At 59.2% G+C, this 16,395-nt stretch carries 21 protein-coding genes and 1 tRNA gene; 17 read left to right on the top strand and 5 right to left on the bottom strand.

Going from position 1 to position 16,395, the window contains the following annotated elements:
• The first annotated feature begins 426 nt into the window (after nt 1-426).
• The 8 genes from murA (at nt 427) to yacG (ending at nt 5,830) form a co-directional block, all read left to right on the top strand.
• A complete protein-coding gene (gene murA, locus C5750_RS21085; RefSeq protein WP_105736432.1) occupies nt 427-1,716 on the top strand; it encodes a UDP-N-acetylglucosamine 1-carboxyvinyltransferase in 1,290 nt (429 codons plus the stop codon).
• Nucleotides 1,717-1,851: 135 nt separating this feature from the next.
• Entirely contained in the window at nt 1,852-2,289 is a 438-nt protein-coding gene (locus tag C5750_RS21080) for a DUF2948 family protein (RefSeq protein WP_105736430.1), read from the top strand.
• 21 nt (nt 2,290-2,310) lie between these two features.
• Nucleotides 2,311-3,603: a histidinol dehydrogenase gene (gene hisD / locus C5750_RS21075; protein WP_105736428.1), complete on the top strand. Its 1,293-nt coding sequence runs from the start codon at nt 2,311-2,313 to the stop codon at nt 3,601-3,603.
• A gap of 7 nt (nt 3,604-3,610) precedes the next feature.
• A complete protein-coding gene (locus tag C5750_RS21070; protein WP_105736426.1) occupies nt 3,611-4,096 on the top strand; it encodes a UPF0262 family protein in 486 nt (161 codons plus the stop codon).
• Between the two features lie 62 nt (nt 4,097-4,158).
• Nucleotides 4,159-4,572, top strand: a complete 414-nt coding sequence (locus C5750_RS21065; RefSeq protein ID WP_425350504.1) for an arsenate-mycothiol transferase ArsC — start codon at nt 4,159-4,161, stop codon at nt 4,570-4,572.
• A 136-nt stretch (nt 4,573-4,708) separates the two neighbouring features.
• The gene (gene infA / locus C5750_RS21060) at nt 4,709-4,927 is read left to right on the top strand and encodes a translation initiation factor IF-1 (RefSeq protein WP_008122731.1); all 219 of its coding nucleotides are present in this window, start codon (nt 4,709-4,711) and stop codon (nt 4,925-4,927) included.
• A gap of 59 nt (nt 4,928-4,986) precedes the next feature.
• The gene (locus tag C5750_RS21055) at nt 4,987-5,613 is read left to right on the top strand and encodes a Maf-like protein (RefSeq protein WP_105736422.1); all 627 of its coding nucleotides are present in this window, start codon (nt 4,987-4,989) and stop codon (nt 5,611-5,613) included.
• 10 nt (nt 5,614-5,623) lie between these two features.
• Nucleotides 5,624-5,830 carry a DNA gyrase inhibitor YacG gene (gene yacG, locus C5750_RS21050; RefSeq protein WP_105736420.1) on the top strand — a complete coding sequence of 69 codons (207 nt, stop codon included), beginning with the start codon at nt 5,624-5,626 and terminating at the stop codon, nt 5,828-5,830.
• Between the two features lie 20 nt (nt 5,831-5,850).
• On the opposite strand, the gene C5750_RS21045 is transcribed toward yacG, so the two are convergent.
• Nucleotides 5,851-6,936, bottom strand: coding sequence for a Gfo/Idh/MocA family protein (locus tag C5750_RS21045; RefSeq protein WP_105736418.1), 1,086 nt, complete (start codon nt 6,934-6,936; stop codon nt 5,851-5,853).
• 191 nt (nt 6,937-7,127) lie between these two features.
• Between C5750_RS21045 and C5750_RS21040 the strand changes: the two genes are divergently transcribed.
• Both C5750_RS21040 and C5750_RS21035 read left to right on the top strand, forming a co-directional pair.
• Nucleotides 7,128-7,203: transfer RNA gene (locus C5750_RS21040), tRNA-Phe, on the top strand.
• Nucleotides 7,204-7,525: 322 nt separating this feature from the next.
• Nucleotides 7,526-8,338 (top strand): MipA/OmpV family protein, encoded by an 813-nt coding sequence (locus C5750_RS21035; RefSeq protein WP_245421190.1) that lies wholly within the window; start codon nt 7,526-7,528, stop codon nt 8,336-8,338.
• Between the two features lie 57 nt (nt 8,339-8,395).
• Here the strand turns inward: C5750_RS21035 and C5750_RS21030 are convergent, their stop codons facing one another.
• Nucleotides 8,396-8,539, bottom strand: a complete 144-nt coding sequence (locus tag C5750_RS21030) for a DUF1127 domain-containing protein (RefSeq protein ID WP_105736416.1) — start codon at nt 8,537-8,539, stop codon at nt 8,396-8,398.
• Nucleotides 8,540-8,724: 185 nt separating this feature from the next.
• Between C5750_RS21030 and C5750_RS21025 the strand changes: the two genes are divergently transcribed.
• From C5750_RS21025 to C5750_RS20995, 7 genes are all read left to right on the top strand, one after another.
• The gene (locus C5750_RS21025) at nt 8,725-10,026 is read left to right on the top strand and encodes an amidase (RefSeq protein ID WP_105736414.1); all 1,302 of its coding nucleotides are present in this window, start codon (nt 8,725-8,727) and stop codon (nt 10,024-10,026) included.
• A gap of 152 nt (nt 10,027-10,178) precedes the next feature.
• Nucleotides 10,179-10,490: a Dabb family protein gene (locus tag C5750_RS21020; RefSeq protein WP_105736412.1), complete on the top strand. Its 312-nt coding sequence runs from the start codon at nt 10,179-10,181 to the stop codon at nt 10,488-10,490.
• Nucleotides 10,490-11,752, top strand: a complete 1,263-nt coding sequence (locus tag C5750_RS21015; RefSeq protein WP_165401763.1) for a glycerate kinase type-2 family protein — start codon at nt 10,490-10,492, stop codon at nt 11,750-11,752. Before C5750_RS21020 ends, C5750_RS21015 begins: the two co-directional genes overlap by 1 nt.
• A 135-nt stretch (nt 11,753-11,887) precedes the next feature.
• Nucleotides 11,888-12,118, top strand: coding sequence for a hypothetical protein (locus C5750_RS26405; protein WP_130502067.1), 231 nt, complete (start codon nt 11,888-11,890; stop codon nt 12,116-12,118).
• 537 nt (nt 12,119-12,655) lie between these two features.
• Nucleotides 12,656-12,931, top strand: coding sequence for a hypothetical protein (locus C5750_RS21005; RefSeq protein ID WP_130268693.1), 276 nt, complete (start codon nt 12,656-12,658; stop codon nt 12,929-12,931).
• A 340-nt stretch (nt 12,932-13,271) separates the two neighbouring features.
• Nucleotides 13,272-13,481, top strand: coding sequence for a hypothetical protein (locus C5750_RS21000; RefSeq protein WP_105736406.1), 210 nt, complete (start codon nt 13,272-13,274; stop codon nt 13,479-13,481).
• A gap of 121 nt (nt 13,482-13,602) precedes the next feature.
• The gene (locus C5750_RS20995) at nt 13,603-14,622 is read left to right on the top strand and encodes an LLM class flavin-dependent oxidoreductase (protein ID WP_105736752.1); all 1,020 of its coding nucleotides are present in this window, start codon (nt 13,603-13,605) and stop codon (nt 14,620-14,622) included.
• Here the strand turns inward: C5750_RS20995 and ureG are convergent.
• The 3 genes from ureG to ureE are packed head-to-tail and all read right to left on the bottom strand — an operon-like array spanning nt 14,619 to nt 16,388.
• Entirely contained in the window at nt 14,619-15,236 is a 618-nt protein-coding gene (gene ureG, locus C5750_RS20990) for an urease accessory protein UreG (protein WP_105736404.1), read from the bottom strand. The two genes, C5750_RS20995 and ureG, sit on opposite strands and share 4 nt — an antisense overlap.
• On the bottom strand, nt 15,233-15,943 hold the full coding sequence (locus C5750_RS20985; protein WP_342588475.1) for an urease accessory protein UreF: 711 nt from the start codon (nt 15,941-15,943) through the stop codon (nt 15,233-15,235). The genes ureG and C5750_RS20985 overlap by 4 nt, the downstream gene beginning before the upstream one ends.
• Nucleotides 15,894-16,388: an urease accessory protein UreE gene (gene ureE, locus C5750_RS20980; RefSeq protein ID WP_105736400.1), complete on the bottom strand. Its 495-nt coding sequence runs from the start codon at nt 16,386-16,388 to the stop codon at nt 15,894-15,896. Before ureE ends, C5750_RS20985 begins: the two co-directional genes overlap by 50 nt.
• Nucleotides 16,389-16,395: the final 7 nt, after the last annotated feature.

The following is a 16,395-nucleotide window of genomic DNA, read 5'->3' as shown; positions in this document are numbered from 1 at the left end:
TCGCAAGCAAGCAATTGTAATCTCTTGGGCAAAATATCAGTATTTGCCAAAAGCCCAGTATTTACGTGGAAAAAAGCCACGCTGGAGCATACGGATTTTGAAAGATCACTTATGACATCGCCGTCTTCGAAAAACCCGAATTCCGAGCAAATAAGCCGTGAGAAGCGGCGTTCAGAGCAATTACGGGCGAATCTGGCGCGTCGCAAACAGCAATTGCGTTCCCGGCGCTCCGGGGCTGCAGATGACCGGGACGAGGGAATCACCGCTGCAGAACAGACATCCTCCGATACCCCGACTTCGGACTCTTGACCGGTCGCACCGCGATCGAAGCATTTCTTGAACCATTCTGTGCAATGGTTTAGATCAACCGGCTCTGCAAAGGGTCTCAACGACAGGACGGGTCTATCCCCGCGAAAGTGACACATTATGGATCGTATCAAGATTGTTGGCGGTAACAAGCTCAATGGCATCATCCCGATTTCCGGTGCCAAGAATGCGGCCCTGCCATTGATGATCGCGTCGCTGCTGACGGATGATACGCTGACGCTGGAAAATGTGCCGCACCTGGCTGACGTTGAACAGCTGATCCGCATTCTCGGCAATCACGGCGTCGACTATTCGGTCAATGGCCGGCGCGAACGCCAGGATGGCGCCTATTCCCGCACGATCCATTTCACTGCCCGCAATATTGTCGATACAACCGCCCCTTATGAACTCGTTTCCAAGATGCGTGCCAGTTTCTGGGTCATCGGACCGCTTCTGGCGCGCATGGGTGTTGCAACCGTGTCGCTGCCGGGCGGCTGCGCCATCGGCACGCGTCCGGTCGATCTGTTCATCGACGGTCTTCGCGCACTCGGTGCCGACATCGAGATCGAGAACGGCTATGTCAAGGCCAGCGCCAAGGGTGGCCTCGTCGGCACGCGCTTCACCTTCCCGAAAGTATCGGTCGGCGCCACCCATGTGCTGATGATGGCCGCGACCCTGGCCAAGGGCGAAACCGTCATCGAGAACGCCGCGCAGGAACCCGAAGTCGTCAACCTCGCCGATTGCCTCAATGCCATGGGTGCCCGCGTCAGCGGAGCAGGCACGCCCACCATCACCATCGAGGGCGTGACCAGCCTCTCCGGCGCGCGCGTTCGCGTCATTCCGGACCGCATTGAAACCGGCACCTACGCCATGGCCGTTGCCATGACCGGCGGTGACGTGATCCTCGAAGGCGCCGATGCCAGCCTTCTCAGTGCGGCACTGGAGACACTCGGACAGGCCGGCGCGGAAATTTCCGAAACAAATTCCGGCCTGCGCGTTGTGCGCAACGGCCATGGCATCATGCCGGTCGATGTGACAACCCAGCCGTTCCCGGGGTTCCCGACCGATCTGCAGGCGCAGTTCATGGGCCTGATGACCAAGGCCAAGGGCACGTCCCACATCACCGAAACCATTTTCGAGAACCGCTTCATGCACGTGCAGGAGCTGGCGCGCCTTGGTGCGAAAATTTCCCTGTCGGGCCAAACCGCCAGGATCGAAGGCGTCGAGCGCTTGAAGGGCGCACCTGTCATGGCGACGGATCTGCGTGCATCGGTTTCGCTGGTTATCGCCGGTCTGGCCGCCGAAGGCGAAACGACGGTCAACCGCGTTTATCATCTGGATCGCGGCTTCGAGCGTCTGGAAGAAAAACTGTCCCGTTGCGGCGCGGTTGTCGAGCGCATCAGCGACTGATTGAGCGCTGTTCCTTCTGCTGGCGCACTTTCTCCCCACGGCAGAATTCCATTTGTCTGAACTTTCCTCTAACAGGGAAGGGAGCATGGCGCATTTTGCGCGCCATGCTCCTGAAAAGTTATGCAAAGGGTAGACATGGACACTCTCAAACTCATCGCGCTTGATGAGGAAGATCTGCAAATCCTTTCTGCGCATCTGCAGGATTCGGTGCTGAAAATAGCCGATATCGATTATCTGCCGGGCGAAAGCCGTCTGGTCCTGGCCGTCAACCGGTTTGTCTGGGAATTGGCCGCCGATGGCAAACGCCACCGCAGCTTTGAACGCCGGCGCACGGCGCTGCATTTCGCGCGGGTGAAGAGCCTCAAGGCAACCGGCATCGACCGCCGTTTCAAGGACGATGTGCTTTCCCTGCTGGCGATCCGTTTCATCGTTGGCGATGCGCCGTCAGGCGTGATCGAGCTGACATTTGCCGCCGGCAAGGCGCTGCGGCTCGAGGTGGAAGCCATCGAGGCGCAGCTGACCGATCTCGGGCCCGCGTGGGAAACCGATTTCAAGCCGGAACACGAAGCCTGACAGGCAAGAGGAGCAGTTATTGTGGTTTTGGTGTTGAGGCAGTCCGATCCTGATTTTGAATCCCGGTTTTCCGCGTTTCTTCTGACCAAGCGCGAAGTGTCTGAGGATGTGGATCGCGTGGTGGCCGATATTATTCATCGCGTGCGCGCCGAAGGCGATGCGGCGCTTATCGACTATTCGCAGCGTTTTGACCGTATCGACCTTGTCGAGCACGGTATTGCCGTCACCTCGGCCGAAATCGATGCGGCGATGGCGGCAGCTCCGCTGGAAACCGTCGAGGCGCTCAAGCTTGCCCGCAACCGCATTCATTCCCATCACCAGCGGCAGATGCCGCAGGACGACCGCTATACCGACGCGTTGGGTGTGGAACTCGGGTCGCGCTGGACGGCGGTGGAATCGGTCGGACTTTACGTGCCGGGCGGCACGGCCAGCTATCCGAGTTCGGTCCTCATGAATGCTGTCCCGGCCCAGGTTGCCGGTGTCGAGCGCATCGTCATGGTGGTGCCGTCCCCGGACGGAAAGCTCAATCCCCTGGTTCTTGTGGCTGCACGTCTTGCCGGTGTTTCCGAGATTTACCGGGTGGGCGGCGCCCAGGCGATCGCCGCGCTGGCCTACGGCACCCAAACCATAGCACCGGTGTCGAAGATCGTCGGTCCGGGCAATGCCTATGTGGCCGCTGCCAAGCGCCGCGTCTTCGGTACGGTCGGCATCGATATGATCGCAGGTCCGTCGGAAGTCCTTGTTCTGGCCGACAGCGACAATGATCCGGACTGGATTGCATCGGACCTCCTGGCCCAGGCCGAGCATGACACGGCCTCGCAGTCGATCCTGATCACCGATGACGAGGCGTTCGGCAATGCCGTGGTGGCTGCGGTGGAACGTCAGCTGGCAAGACTGCCGCGCACGGAAACGGCAAGCGCCAGCTGGCGCGACTATGGGGCGGTCATCCTGGTCGAGGATTTGCCCTCTGCACTGCCGCTGGTCAACCGCATCGCGGCTGAGCATCTGGAAATCGCGACCGCTGACCCGGAAGCCCTGCTGGCGGGCGTGCGCAATGCGGGAGCCATTTTCCTTGGCCGCTATACGCCCGAGGTGATCGGCGATTATGTCGGCGGCTCCAACCATGTCCTGCCGACAGCGCGGTCAGCCCGCTTTTCCTCCGGCCTATCGGTGCTTGACTATGTCAAGCGAACGTCCATCCTGAAGCTGGGTGTGGAACAGTTGCGCGCTCTGGGGCCGGCGGCGATAGAACTCGCGCGCGCCGAAGGCCTCGATGCGCATGGCAATTCCGTCGCGATCCGGTTGAACCTGTAGGGTGACAATGACAGCAACGGGCAATACCGATGCGCGATTGATCGATGTAGAGCTGGACGAGACCATCGGCCGCTCCACGCCCGACGTCGAGCATGAGCGTGCCGTTGCCATTTTTGATCTCATCGAGGAAAACAGCTTCCGTCCCGTCAATGACGAGGGGATAGGCCCCTATCGTCTGAAGCTTTCACTGATCGAGTCGCGTCTTGTCTTTGCCATTTCGCGTGAGGCTGGCGACGATGTGGTCACCCACATTCTGTCCCTCACGCCGCTGCGCAAGGTGGTGAAGGACTATTTCATGATCTGCGAGAGCTATTACGAGGCGATCCGCTCCTCCAGTCCAAGCAAGATCGAGGCCATCGACATGGGGAGGCGAGGGCTGCACAATGAAGGATCGCAAGCGCTGATGGATCGCCTGAATGGCAAGATCGAGGTGGATTTCGATACCGCACGCCGCCTCTTTACCCTGGTATGTGTGCTGCATTGGCGGGGGTGAGCGAACCCGTGGGCGCCGAACCCGACAAACTCCCGGACGGGCAGGAGCCTGCCAAACGGAGCATGCCCGGTGCCGTGCTGTTCATCTGTGGCATGAATTCCATCCGCTCGCCCATTGCCGAAACCCTGGCCCGCAGCCTGCTGCCGCCGCGGGTCTATGTGGCCTCGGCCGGTGTCGAAAAGGGCGATCCAGACCCGTTTGTCGATGCCGTGCTGGAAGAACTCGGGCTGAAGCGCATTTCCCTGCACCCGCGGACCTTCGAAGAGCTTGAAGACGACTATTTCGATCTGATCATCACCCTGTCGCCCAAGGCCCATCACATGGCGCTGGAGCTGACGCGAACGACATCGGTCAATGTGGAATACTGGCCGACGCCCGATCCGACGCTGGTGCGCGGACGCCGTGACCAGATCATGGAGGCCTATCGCGACGTGCGCGACAACCTCAAACACCATATTCAGGCGCGTTTCGGCTAGGCAATTCGAACCTTTGTCAGCCCGTGCACAATTGCGTTGAACTCCCTTGTTCACAAATGCCGCGCAATACTATAGGTTCCGCCCAAAATTGCGGTCGAGTGTGACCGCAAATTCCTTTCTGGAGATAGAACTACGCATGGCGAAAGAAGAAGTACTAGAGTTTCCCGGTCTCGTGACGGAGCTGCTGCCCAACGCGATGTTCCGGGTCAAGCTTGAAAACGATCATGAAATCATTGCTCACACGGCCGGCCGTATGCGCAAGAACCGCATCCGCGTTCTGGCGGGTGACAAGGTTCTTGTCGAAATGACCCCATACGATCTGACCAAGGGTCGCATTACCTACCGCTTCAAATAACAGTCCTCCCGGCTTCGGCCTGACTTGTCCGCAGGACACGATTTTCCAGGAATGCGTTCATGAGCGATCAACACAAACTGGTTCTGGCATCCGGCTCGCCGCGCCGTCTGGCGCTGCTGGGCCAGATCGGCCTGGAGCCTGATCGCCTGTTGCCCGCCGACGTGGACGAAACGCCTCTGCGTGCCGAGCATCCGCGTTCGCTCGCGCGCCGTCTGTCACGCCTCAAGGCCGAAAAGGTGGCCGGCGAATTGAAGGGCGATGCGGACCTTGGCCAGTCCTATATCATCGCGGCCGATACGGTTGTCGCGGTTGGCCGCCGCATTCTGCCCAAGGCTGAAATTCTCGACGATGCAACCAGCTGCCTGCGCCTTTTGTCCGGCCGTTCGCATCGTGTTTTCACCGGTCTTTGCCTGGTTACGCCGAAGGGCAAGATCCGCCAGGATCTGATCGAAACCCGGGTGCGCTTCAAGCGTCTTTCGCGCGAGGAGCTGGAGAGCTATCTTGCATCGGGTGAATGGCGCGGAAAAGCCGGTGGCTACGCCATTCAGGGACTTGCGGGCGGTTTTGTGGTCAAGCTGGTGGGCTCCTATAGCAACGTGGTTGGCCTGCCGCTTTACGAGACAGCTGGTCTCCTGCATGGCGAGGGTTATCCCGTCTATGCCAACTGGCAAGCATCGGCGCACTAGGTTTAGACGAATGGACGAAAACAAAAGCGCGGCGAAGGTAACGCCATTGCGGCCGACACGGCCATGCCCGGAATGCAAGCGGCCATCGCAGCGGGAGCACTATCCCTTCTGCTCAAGCCGTTGCCGCAACGTCGATCTCAATCGCTGGCTGACGGGTGCCTATGTTCTTCCGGCGGTTGAAAGCGCCGATGACAGCGAAGACGACACCGAACGCTGAACGCAGCGCCGTGAAACGTTTCACAGCTTGATCACACGCGGTGTGGCGGGCTGTGCCAGCACGATATTGATCGCACGCAGCACATGGATACTGTCGCTCAGGGGCATGGTCTTCGCGCTTGTTTCACCCCTGCGCATGGCTTCCATCACCGCCATGGCTTCAAACTGCAGGCCATTGCCTTCAAACGGATAATCTTCGCTTCTGCGCCCGGGGACCGGCAAGCGGTCGAGCAGCCTGCCAAAAAGGCCTCCTGGCCGTTTCAGCGGGCCGAAGGGCGTTGCGGCCAGGAAGGGCCGGTAAGCCGTCAGCCGCTGTGCCTTGAGGAAAGGTGCATCGAGCCGCAGCGTGCCCAGGGTTCCCTCGATCACGCAATGATTGGTACCGTTGCGGTCAAAACCGCAGGAAAGGATCGCGTCGGCCCCATCATAGTGCAGCGCTATCTCCGAGCTCATATCCACGCCATTGGGCGCGGCGTGCCACAGGCCGGATACTTTTTGCGGCTGACCGAGAAAATGCATTGCCAGGGAGACGCCGTGAATGCCGAGATCCAGCGTGGCGCCGCCGCCGAGGGAGCGGTTGAACAAGCGGTTTTCCGGCGCGTAATCCTCGGCATAAGCGAGTTCGGCGGTGATTCGGCGAATCGTTCCGATCTCGCCCGCATCGATTTTCGCCTTGGCTGCCACAACCGCCGGCAGGAAGCGGGTCTCCATGGCTTCCATGGCAAAAACCTTGATCCGGGCTGCCTCGCGCTGGATGACCGAGGCTTCCGTGTGGGATGGCGCGATCGGCTTTTCCGTGAGGATGGCCTTGCCAGAGCGGACGGCCTTCAGCGCCTGCGCCAGATGGATGGAACTGGGCGTCGCGACATAGACGGCATCGACGGCCGGGTCCGCCAAGAGGGAATCAAGGTCGCCATAGGCGTGCTTGCTGCCGAATGCATCGCGAAACTGTTCGGCATCAGCGAGCGAGCGGGAATGATTGGCGGCGATGAAAGCCTGCGGAACAAACGCAAGATCGGCGGCAAACCGCTGGGCGATCTCGCCGCTGCCGATGATTCCCCAGCCAAAAGCACTGCTCCCGGCGGCTTTGTCCCCCGTTTCATCCATGAAATGCGAATCCTGTCTGTTTGGGTAATAAACAACGCATCAATGCATGCTGTTTGCAAGAGGCAGAAAAACGGCAAAAAATTCGTCAGTTGATGCTGGACAGGGGGATTTTTAGTGTTATAACCCACCCGCTTCTGACGGAAAGCCAACGCTGTCAGAAAGGCTTGCCGGATAACGGAAATGCCTGAAGTGCCCAGATAGCTCAGTTGGTAGAGCAGCGGATTGAAAATCCGCGTGTCCGTGGTTCGAATCCGCGTCTGGGCACCATCACTTCTGCTTTTGTTTATTTTTCCACCGCAATCAGACAAGTCCATCCCGATATCTGTGCATGCCCGTATGCTCTTCGGTCTCGCGGTTTTCAGAGGCCTGTGGATTGTCATTGGTTTAAAATTGATTCACCGCTTATATCGATTTTGCTGTCGTTTTCGATCAGAAGGTGACTTATATCTTCCGGGCGCCTATCTTCTCTGATGAAAATGGCGCTGGCATTGGCCAGGGAAACGAATTTGCTGGTGGGGCAATCCTGGATGATTGCAAATCGGGGCAACCGCTTGAGATGATCTATCGCTGTATAAGGCAATTTGCCGCCGTGCTGGCGTACGCTGGTCTTGTGACCGCGTCTGCCAGCTATGCATTTGCGGCAGATTCCGACCCGATTGCCAGTGACGGCAAACCCGTCAATCCGGCGCGCTGGATCGTGACGGTGGGCGCCAGCGTCGAATATGGCAGCAAGTTTGAAGGTGCGCGCTCCAAAGGCTTCGGTTTCATGCCGTCCTTCGATATCCGGCGCGGCGATGAACCCGAGGGCATGAGTGCGCCCGATGACAATATCGATTACACGCTTTTGACCCTCGGCGGGCTGGAAATCGGCCCCGTCATCGGCTTCCGCTCCGGCCGCTCCCGTTCCGATGACAGTGGCTTTGTCGGCCTGCGCCATATTTCATGGACGGTGGATGGCGGTGTGTTTGCACAGTTTTGGCCGATCCAGGACCGCTTGCGCGTGCGCGCCGAGGTGAGGCAGGCCTTCAATAACTCCGAGGGGCTCGTGGCCGATCTCTCGGCTGACGTGTTCCAGCGCTATGATAAATTCCTGTTCTCCATCGGCCCGCGCCTGTCGCTTGCCGACAGCACCTATATGCGCAACACCTTCGGCGTGACGGAAGAGGAATCCCACAACAATCACCGGGTCGAGGCTTACACCCCCGGTGGCGGCGTCAAGTCATACGGGATCGTTGCTGCCACCACCTATTCATTCTCCGACGCGTGGAGCGTCCAGGTCTTCGGCCGGTATGACCGGCTGGCGGGTGACGCGGAGGATAGCCCGATCGTGCCGAAACTCGGGTCCAAGGATCAGAAGGCTATTGGCGTGACCTGGAATTACTCATTCGGCGTCGGTCACTGAAGCAGGCCGTCGCCGGCCTGCTCGATTGCACCCGCATCAATGCGGGCGTTGAAAGGCTCAGTTGCAGGCCTGCCACGCGACGCGGCGGATATCCGAGCGGGCGATGCCCAGATCGGCGAGATTGCGATCGGTGCACAATCTCAGTTCATGCAGGTTCTGACGATACTGGCGCCATTTTTGGATGTGGTTGCGAAGGCTCATTTGGTATTCCCCTTGTTTTGATCAACCTCCCGGGGAAATAGTGCGGCGCGTTGGGCCGCATGAAAATTGCTAATGTTGCATGGCAGCAATGAGCATGCTGCATGGCAGCATAACCGGCAATGCGAACCCTTTTGAATTTTCAGCGGGCGGCGTTATAGACAATGCAGTTCATGTGTGAGGGGAGGATGCCTTTGTCTCAGCCGGTCGGATCTGTGCGTGATAAACTGGAGCAAAGTCTTGCAGCCATCGCTGCCGGAGGCGGGCATGCTTTCGTCGCGCTCTATGCGGCGACGGCCCGTGCGGAAGCGGATGCTTCGGACCAGCGCCTGCGCGAGGGGACCAGTCTTGGCGGCCTGGATGGCAGGATCGTTTCGATCAAGGATCTGTTCGATGTGGCGGGCGAACCGACGCTCGCCGGCTCCCGCATGCGCCAAAATGCGCCGTCCGCTGCCAGGGATGCGGTGATCGTCGAACGTTTGCGCCGTGCGGGCGCCGTTATTGCCGGCAAAACAATCATGACCGAATTCGCCTTTACCGCCGTTGGTCTCAATCCGCACTATCCGGTCGCCGGAAATGCCCGCGACAGCAGCCGCATTGCCGGAGGATCGTCAACCGGCGCCGGGATTTCTGTCGCCGATGGCACGAGCGAGATTTCCATTGGATCGGACACGGGCGGGTCCATCCGCATTCCCGCGGCGCTGAATGGTGTCGCCGGTTTCAAGCCCACCGCAAAGCGCATTCCCCTGCAGGGTGCTTTTCCACTGTCGCCAAGTCTTGACTCCATTGGCCCGCTGGCGGGCTCCATCGCCGACTGTGCCTTGGCGGATGCTGTCATGGCCGGCGAGGCAGCGGATCGTACTGAACCCATCTCCTTGCGCGGTTTGCGCATCGGCCTGCCGCAGGGGGCGGTTCTCTCTGCACTGGAACCCTCTATCGCCGGGGCATTCGAGCAAAGCCTGCGCCTATGCGAAAAAGCCGGAGCGATCCTGGTGGAATGCACGCTCGATGATCTGATCGGTGACATGGCTGAAGCGACCTCTGTCGGCTCCATTGCGGGGATTGAAGGCAGCCGGGTTCATGCGGACTGGCTGGACAAGAGCGGGCTTGATGTGGACCAGCGCGTGCAAAAGCCATTGTTGCGCCGTCTGGGCGTTTCGGAAGCCGCCTATATCGACGTGATGCAAAAGCGGCAGGCGCTGGTGCGGAAAATGGACCAGTATATCGCGGCCTATGATGTCCTGGCTCTGCCGACGGTGCCGATGACAGCGCCGCCGATTGCCGATGTGAGCGGGAACGAGGAATTCTACAAACGGACCGAAGGCCTGCTGTTGCGCAATCCGCAGATTGCCAACCAGTTTGATTTGACCGCGATCACTATTCCAATGCCCGGTCTTGCATTGCCGGGAGGGCTGATGCTGTTTGCCCGGCATGGCGCCGACCGCCGCCTGTTGTCGATAGCCATGTCCGTTGAACGATTGTTGACGTGAGCCCAACCCGAGGATTTTGCGCAGCAGGCGGAAATAGCGCTCGCAATTTTCAGTAATCCCGTCAGGATACGCATCGATTGATCCGAGATAATGACAGGCCTTGATGCTTTACCGCGCAATCGGGCCGCCAACCATCAGTGAAAGTCTCTCCCGTGATACGCCATTGTGTTTTTATTCGTTTTCGCGACGATGTCGCCGCCGCCGCCCGGCAGGACATATACAACGATCTTGCTGCGCTTTGCGGAAAACTGCCCGGCGTCCTGTCCTTCCATGCGGGTGCCAATGTCAGCCCGGAAACCGGTATGGACAAAGGGTTTGGCGAAGGGTTCATCATCGATTTCGCCGATGCGCAAGCGCGTGACGCCTACCTTGACGACGCCGGGCACAGGGCTATCGGCGGGCGCATTGTTGCGGCCGCTGCCGCCGGTGTTCAGGGTGTTTTTGTCTTTGATCTGGATATGTGATGCGCATGCAGGATAAGGAATTTTTCAAGACGTTGTTTGAGGCCGCCGTCGCAGCCGCCGATCCGCAGCGCACCATTGCCGCGCATCTGCCGGAAAGGCCCAAGGGCCGGACCATTGTGATCGGTGCGGGCAAGGGGTCGGCGCAAATGGCGAGCGCCTTTGAAAAGGCCTGGGACGGCCCGCTGGAAGGCTTGGTGGTCACCCGGTACGGCTTTGGCGTTCCCTGCGAGCGCATCGAGATTATCGAAGCGTCGCATCCGGTGCCGGATGCGGCAGGTCTTGTTGCCTCAAAGCGCCTGCTCGAAACCGTTTCGGGCCTGACCGGTGATGATCTGGTGGTCGCGCTGATCTCCGGTGGCGGGTCGGCCTTGCTGCCGTCGCCGCCGGAAGGCATGACGCTCGATGACGAGATCGCGGTCAACAGGGCGCTGCTCGCGTCCGGAGCGCCGATTTCCGCAATGAATGCCGTGCGCAAACATCTGTCGACGATCAAGGGCGGAAGGCTGGCCGCTGCCGCCTATCCCGCCCGTGTCTTTTCATTGATCGTGTCCGATATACCCGGCGACAATCCTGCCTTTGTCGCGTCCGGCCCCACGGTTGCCGACGCCATAACCCGCGAGGATGCCCTGCGGATCGTCGAACGCTACAATCTTGCCCTGCCGGCGGCAGCCCTGAAACATCTGCAGTCGGCTGCGGCCGACGCGCCCAAGCCATCGGATGCGGTGTTTGCGGCGCATGAGCACCGGGTCATTGCCTCCGCGGCCGTATCGCTGGACGCATCGGCCGCTGCCGCCCGCTCGCTTGGCGTGGAGGCTGTCGTCCTGTCCGATGCGATTGAAGGCGAGGCGCGGGAGGTGGCGCATGTGCATGCGGCTCTGGCCAAGCAGGTCCTGGCCAAAAACCAGCCGTTTGCCAAACCCGTCGTCCTGCTTTCCGGCGGTGAAACCACGGTGACCGTGCGGGGAAAAGGCAAGGGCGGACGCAACAGCGAGTTCCTGTTGTCCCTCGCGCTCGATATCGACGGATGTGACGGCATCAGCGCCTTTGCGGCGGACACGGATGGAATCGACGGCTCGGAGGACAATGCCGGCGCCTTTGCCGACAGCGGCAGCATCGCCCGGCTTTTGGCGAAGGGGCTCGATGCATCGGCCTATCTCAACGGCAATGATGCCTGGTCGGCGTTCCATGCCATCGGCGATCTCTTCGTGCCGGGACCAACCGGCACCAATGTCAATGACCTCAGGGCAATCCTTATTCGCTAGAAATCTCTTCGCGGTTTTCAAGGATGGGGGCCGAGCTTTATTTGACGCCCATTTGGCATGATTGGGTGGTCAAGCGGGCGTGATTGTCTTAAGTGTCGCTTGGGCGGCTCTTTCATGCAAACAAAGGAATATCGAATGCGCATTGCATTACCCTTGGCTGTCTTGTCCCTCATGGCTCTGGCGGCCTGCAGCACAAGCACGAGTACCGGAACGACCACCGGCACGAGCACCAGTCCAAAAGCGGCCGCTGCTGCCCTGTCGCCGGCAAAGGACACGCATTTTGTTCCACCACCCAAGTCCCTGACCCAGAAGGCCGTTCCCTCAAAAGTTCCCGAGACACCGGGTGCCCAGAACGCGGTGCAGTAGAGCCTGGATACAGCGTCAAAGACTTGAATATCTTTCATAGCACCGGCCGAAGAGATCAAACTCTGGCCGGTGTTTTCGTTTGACGCGTCGCACAAGGGGGAGTTGGGAGAGCCCTGAAACAACAAAACCCACCGCGGGAGGAGGTGCGGTGGGTTTCGTTGGTTTTGGAAGGCCTTCTGGGAGGAGAAGAGGCCAACCGTTTCGACAGGGCCGGGAGGAGGTGACGCTGTCGAAAATTCCTGATCCAACAATAACTCCATTGGTGTGATTTAATACAGATAATATTGCATAGCAGCAATGCACCTGGTGCAATGCAGCAAAGAAGCGTTCAATTATCAACTGGCCATCACGTCGAGTTGAGCGCCAGAACGGAACTTTCGGGCATCCTGATTCGTTAATGCTTCGTAAAGGGGCCGATGATGAAAGCATCGGATCTCCGTAATCGAGGCCGAGAAGATGCGTAAAATATCTGCGTCAGTCCTTATGGCAGCCGTGATAGCGTCGGCATTATCGATCCAGCCGGCGGGAGCCTTCAGCTTGAAGGCGCAAACCGCTGCGCCATCCGAGACCAATGAAATCTACAACAAGAAGTTTGAGCGAGCCGCATTGCTGGAAGCCAAGGCCTATATCTGCGGAACAGACAGTGCAGCGAGTTTTGCCGCGATGAAAGCCGGAATGGCCGAAACCGGATTGCCGGAAGATATTGCCGTCGAAGTGGTTTCAGACCTTGCTTCCGGCCTGATCGACAAGGCGGTGAAATCGGGATCAAAAGAAATATGCGGAAAACCGCAGCTGCAAATTTCCCGCCTCTGACTGGCAAACTTGAGGTTTTGAAAAAATACATGAGTGCATTCATGGTGTTGAATGTAAGTAATTCAAATTTAATATAAATTTAAATCAAGATAAGAAAATGATGGCAAAAGTTGTGATCAATAGCGGGCTTTTCAAGTCGCGCGTTTTGCGAATAATGTCATGTGAAAACTTTCGATATAATCTGCAAGAACAATTAACTACTGAGAAAAATATCCATCAATTGCACTGCGGAGTTTGTTGATCGTGCGGTCTGCGACATGGATTTTTATCTGCAATAGTGTGAATGTTTCAGTGAAAAGAAAAAATGGCATTGCCGCTGGTGGGACTTGGAGAGAGATGCATGGACAAAAGAGTTCAGACGCTGAAAGTATTGAAAACAGAACTCTCGAAACTGTGTGCCATTGCCGACAGTGAAGGCTTTGAGATGATCGCCTATTTCATTGAAACCGCCATCCGCGAGTCCGATGAACAATTGTCCCAGGAAACACGTGCTCTCGTTGGCATGGAATTGCGTGCCGAGGCTGCCGGCCTGCGCGTTCTGAAGAATTGAAGGCGGGTCCAATCCAAGGCTTGGGGATTCATTTCTTCCATTGAACATGGCTTCAAATTTTGTGAATCATGAATCGATTGCCGCGCATTGTGCGCGGTGATTGCTCGCCTATATGAAGGCAATGACCCCACTTTCCGTCCTTGACCTTTCGCCGGTTCCCGTTGGCAGCACGCCAGGGCAATCCCTCCGCAATTCGCTGGATCTGGCCCAGCATGCCGAACGCCTCGGCTACAACCGGTTGTGGCTGGCTGAACATCACAACATGCGCGGCATTGCAAGCGCCGCGACAGCCGTCGTCATCGCCCATGTGGCGGCGGGCACGTCGACCATCCGCCTCGGCGCTGGCGGCATCATGCTGCCAAACCATGCGCCGCTGATGGTGGCCGAGGCGTTCGGCACGCTCGCGGCGCTGCATCCCGGCCGTATTGACCTGGGCGTTGGCCGCGCGCCGGGTACGGACCAGATAACGGCCCATGCCCTGCGCCGTAATCTTGAGCAGGATATCAACGGTTTCCCGCAGGATGTGGTGGAACTGATGGGCTATTTCCGTGAACCGGAACCGGGCCAGAAGGTCCAGGCCGTGCCGGGCGCGGGCCTCGATGTTCCGGTCTGGATTTTGGGTTCGAGCCTGTTTGGCGCGCAGCTGGCGGCCGCCCTCGGGCTGCCCTACGCCTTCGCCTCGCATTTTGCCCCGGCCGAAATGGAGCGGGCGGTGGAGATTTATCGCGCGCGGTTCCAACCGTCCGAACATCTGGAAAAGCCCTATGTCATGCTGGGGCTGAACGTCTTTGCCGCGGCAACGGATGATGAAGCAAATCTGTTGAAGAGCTCGCAGCAGCAGGCATTTGTCAATCTGCGCACCGGTATGCCGGGGCCGTTGCCTGCGCCTGTCGAAGGCTACGAGGAAACGCTCGACCTTCACGCGCGCGCCATTTTGCGCCAGTCGCTGTCCTGCACGGTCGCCGGCTCCCCGTCGACCGTCAAGGCCGGTGTCGAAGAGTTCATCCAGCGCACCGGCGCCGATGAAATCATGGCGACAGGTCATATATTCGATCACAAGGCGCGGATCCGGTCCTATGAAATTCTGGCCGAGGTCATGATCGCAGGACAACAGGCCGAGCCTGCACGGGCCAGCGGCTAAGGCTGCAGACCCCCTGCGGTCTCGATGAACGCGATGACCTCGTCAAGCCCGTTGCGCCGCAGCATATCGGTGAAAACATAGGGCTTGGCCCCGCGCTGCAGCTTCGTGTCGGCGTCCATGATGTCGAGGTCGGCGCCGACATAGGGCGCCAGATCCTTTTTGTTGATGATCAGGAGGTCGGAGCGGGTGATGCCGGGGCCGCCCTTGCGCGGTATTTTCTCGCCCTGGCAGACTGAAATGACGTAGATCGTCAGATCGGCGAGATCGGGCGAGAATGTTGCTGCGAGATTGTCGCCGCCGGATTCGATGAAGACGATATCGAGGTCCGGATGGCGCCTGTTCATCTCGGCAATCGCCTGCAGATTGATGGTGGCATCCTCGCGAATGGCCGTGTGCGGACAACCGCCGGTTTCCACGCCCATGATCCGGTCCTCGGGCAGAGCCTGCAGACGGCTGAGGATCAGCGCATCTTCCTTGGTATAGATGTCATTGGTCACGACGGCGACGGAGTAGCGGTCGCGCATCGCCTTGCACAGCATTTCGGTGACCGTGGTCTTGCCGGAGCCGACGGGGCCGCCAATCCCGACGCGAAGCGGTCCATTCTGTGAGATCATGACCGGAAAACCCTCGAATATTGTGTTTCATGCTGCATCGCCATGATGTCCGACAGGATCGCTGCCGATCCCAAATCATCTAGGCTTGAGGCGGCGGCGCGTTGCGCAACCGCCAGGATCGGCCGTTCCAGTGCCGCCATCAGCGCGACCCCATGGCTTTGGCCAAGAGGAACGAGACGCACGGCACCCTGAATGAGGTTGGAAATGACCGCATGCACAAAGGCCGCCAGCCCCGGCTGCAGCTCCACGCCATTACAGGCAGCGGCAATGGCAACCGCAACGGGGTAGGGCATCTCTTCGGTTGCGCCCGGTTGATCTCCGCTCCAGTGCGCAATGGCCTGCAGGAAAGCGCTGCCTTGCAGCATGGTTTCCATGTGCCGTTCCCTCGATCCGGCCATGGCTTCGCCAAGGGCTGCAATGGGTTGGCAATCCCCGCCCGCCTGCGCCTCATGCCAGCTGGCGGCAAACAGGACGGCGTCATTCCAGATCGAGCCATGCTGCAAAAGATCGGTCAGCCAGGAATGCAGCGTATCCTTGTCGCGGATCAGCCCGTCATGGATCGCCCGTTCAATGCCATGGCTGTAGGAAAAGGCCCCGACGGGAAAGGCCGGGGACAGCCAGGTCATGAGCCGCAGCAGCGCGGTGTTTGCGGTGAACTCAGTCATGGGAATGATGGTGATGCCCGTGATCATGATGCTGATGTCCATGATCGTGGCCATGACCGCTGTGATAGGCACCGCGCAGCGGATGGAATGGTGCAACGATCTCGGTGACCCGCGCTCCCAGACCTTCGAGCATGGCCTTGATGACGTGGTCGCGCAAGATAACGATACGGTCTTCTTCCAGTTGGGCCGGCAGATGGCGGTTGCCCAGATGCCAGGCCAGTTCGGTAAGATGTTGCCGGTCGCGCGGCATTACCGCGTAGAGGGTTTCCTCGGCGGCGATAATCTCCGCCATTCTTCCATCTTCGAGGACAAGCACGTCGCCGTGGGTGAAGGCGATGGGATCGGGCAGGTCGATCAGGATCTGCTCACCCCGTTGCAGGGTCAGGACCTTGCGGCGCAGATGCCTCTCGTCATGCGCCAGGACGATATGGTCGAAGGGCGTGCCTGTGTAGTGACCGGCATGCGCATGGCCTGTGACGCGTTTCATGATGCAT

Source organism: Phyllobacterium myrsinacearum (genome assembly GCF_002980555.1).
Taxonomy (GTDB): Bacteria; Pseudomonadota; Alphaproteobacteria; order Rhizobiales; family Rhizobiaceae; genus Phyllobacterium; species Phyllobacterium myrsinacearum.
This window is presented reverse-complemented; position numbering and strand designations above follow the sequence as displayed.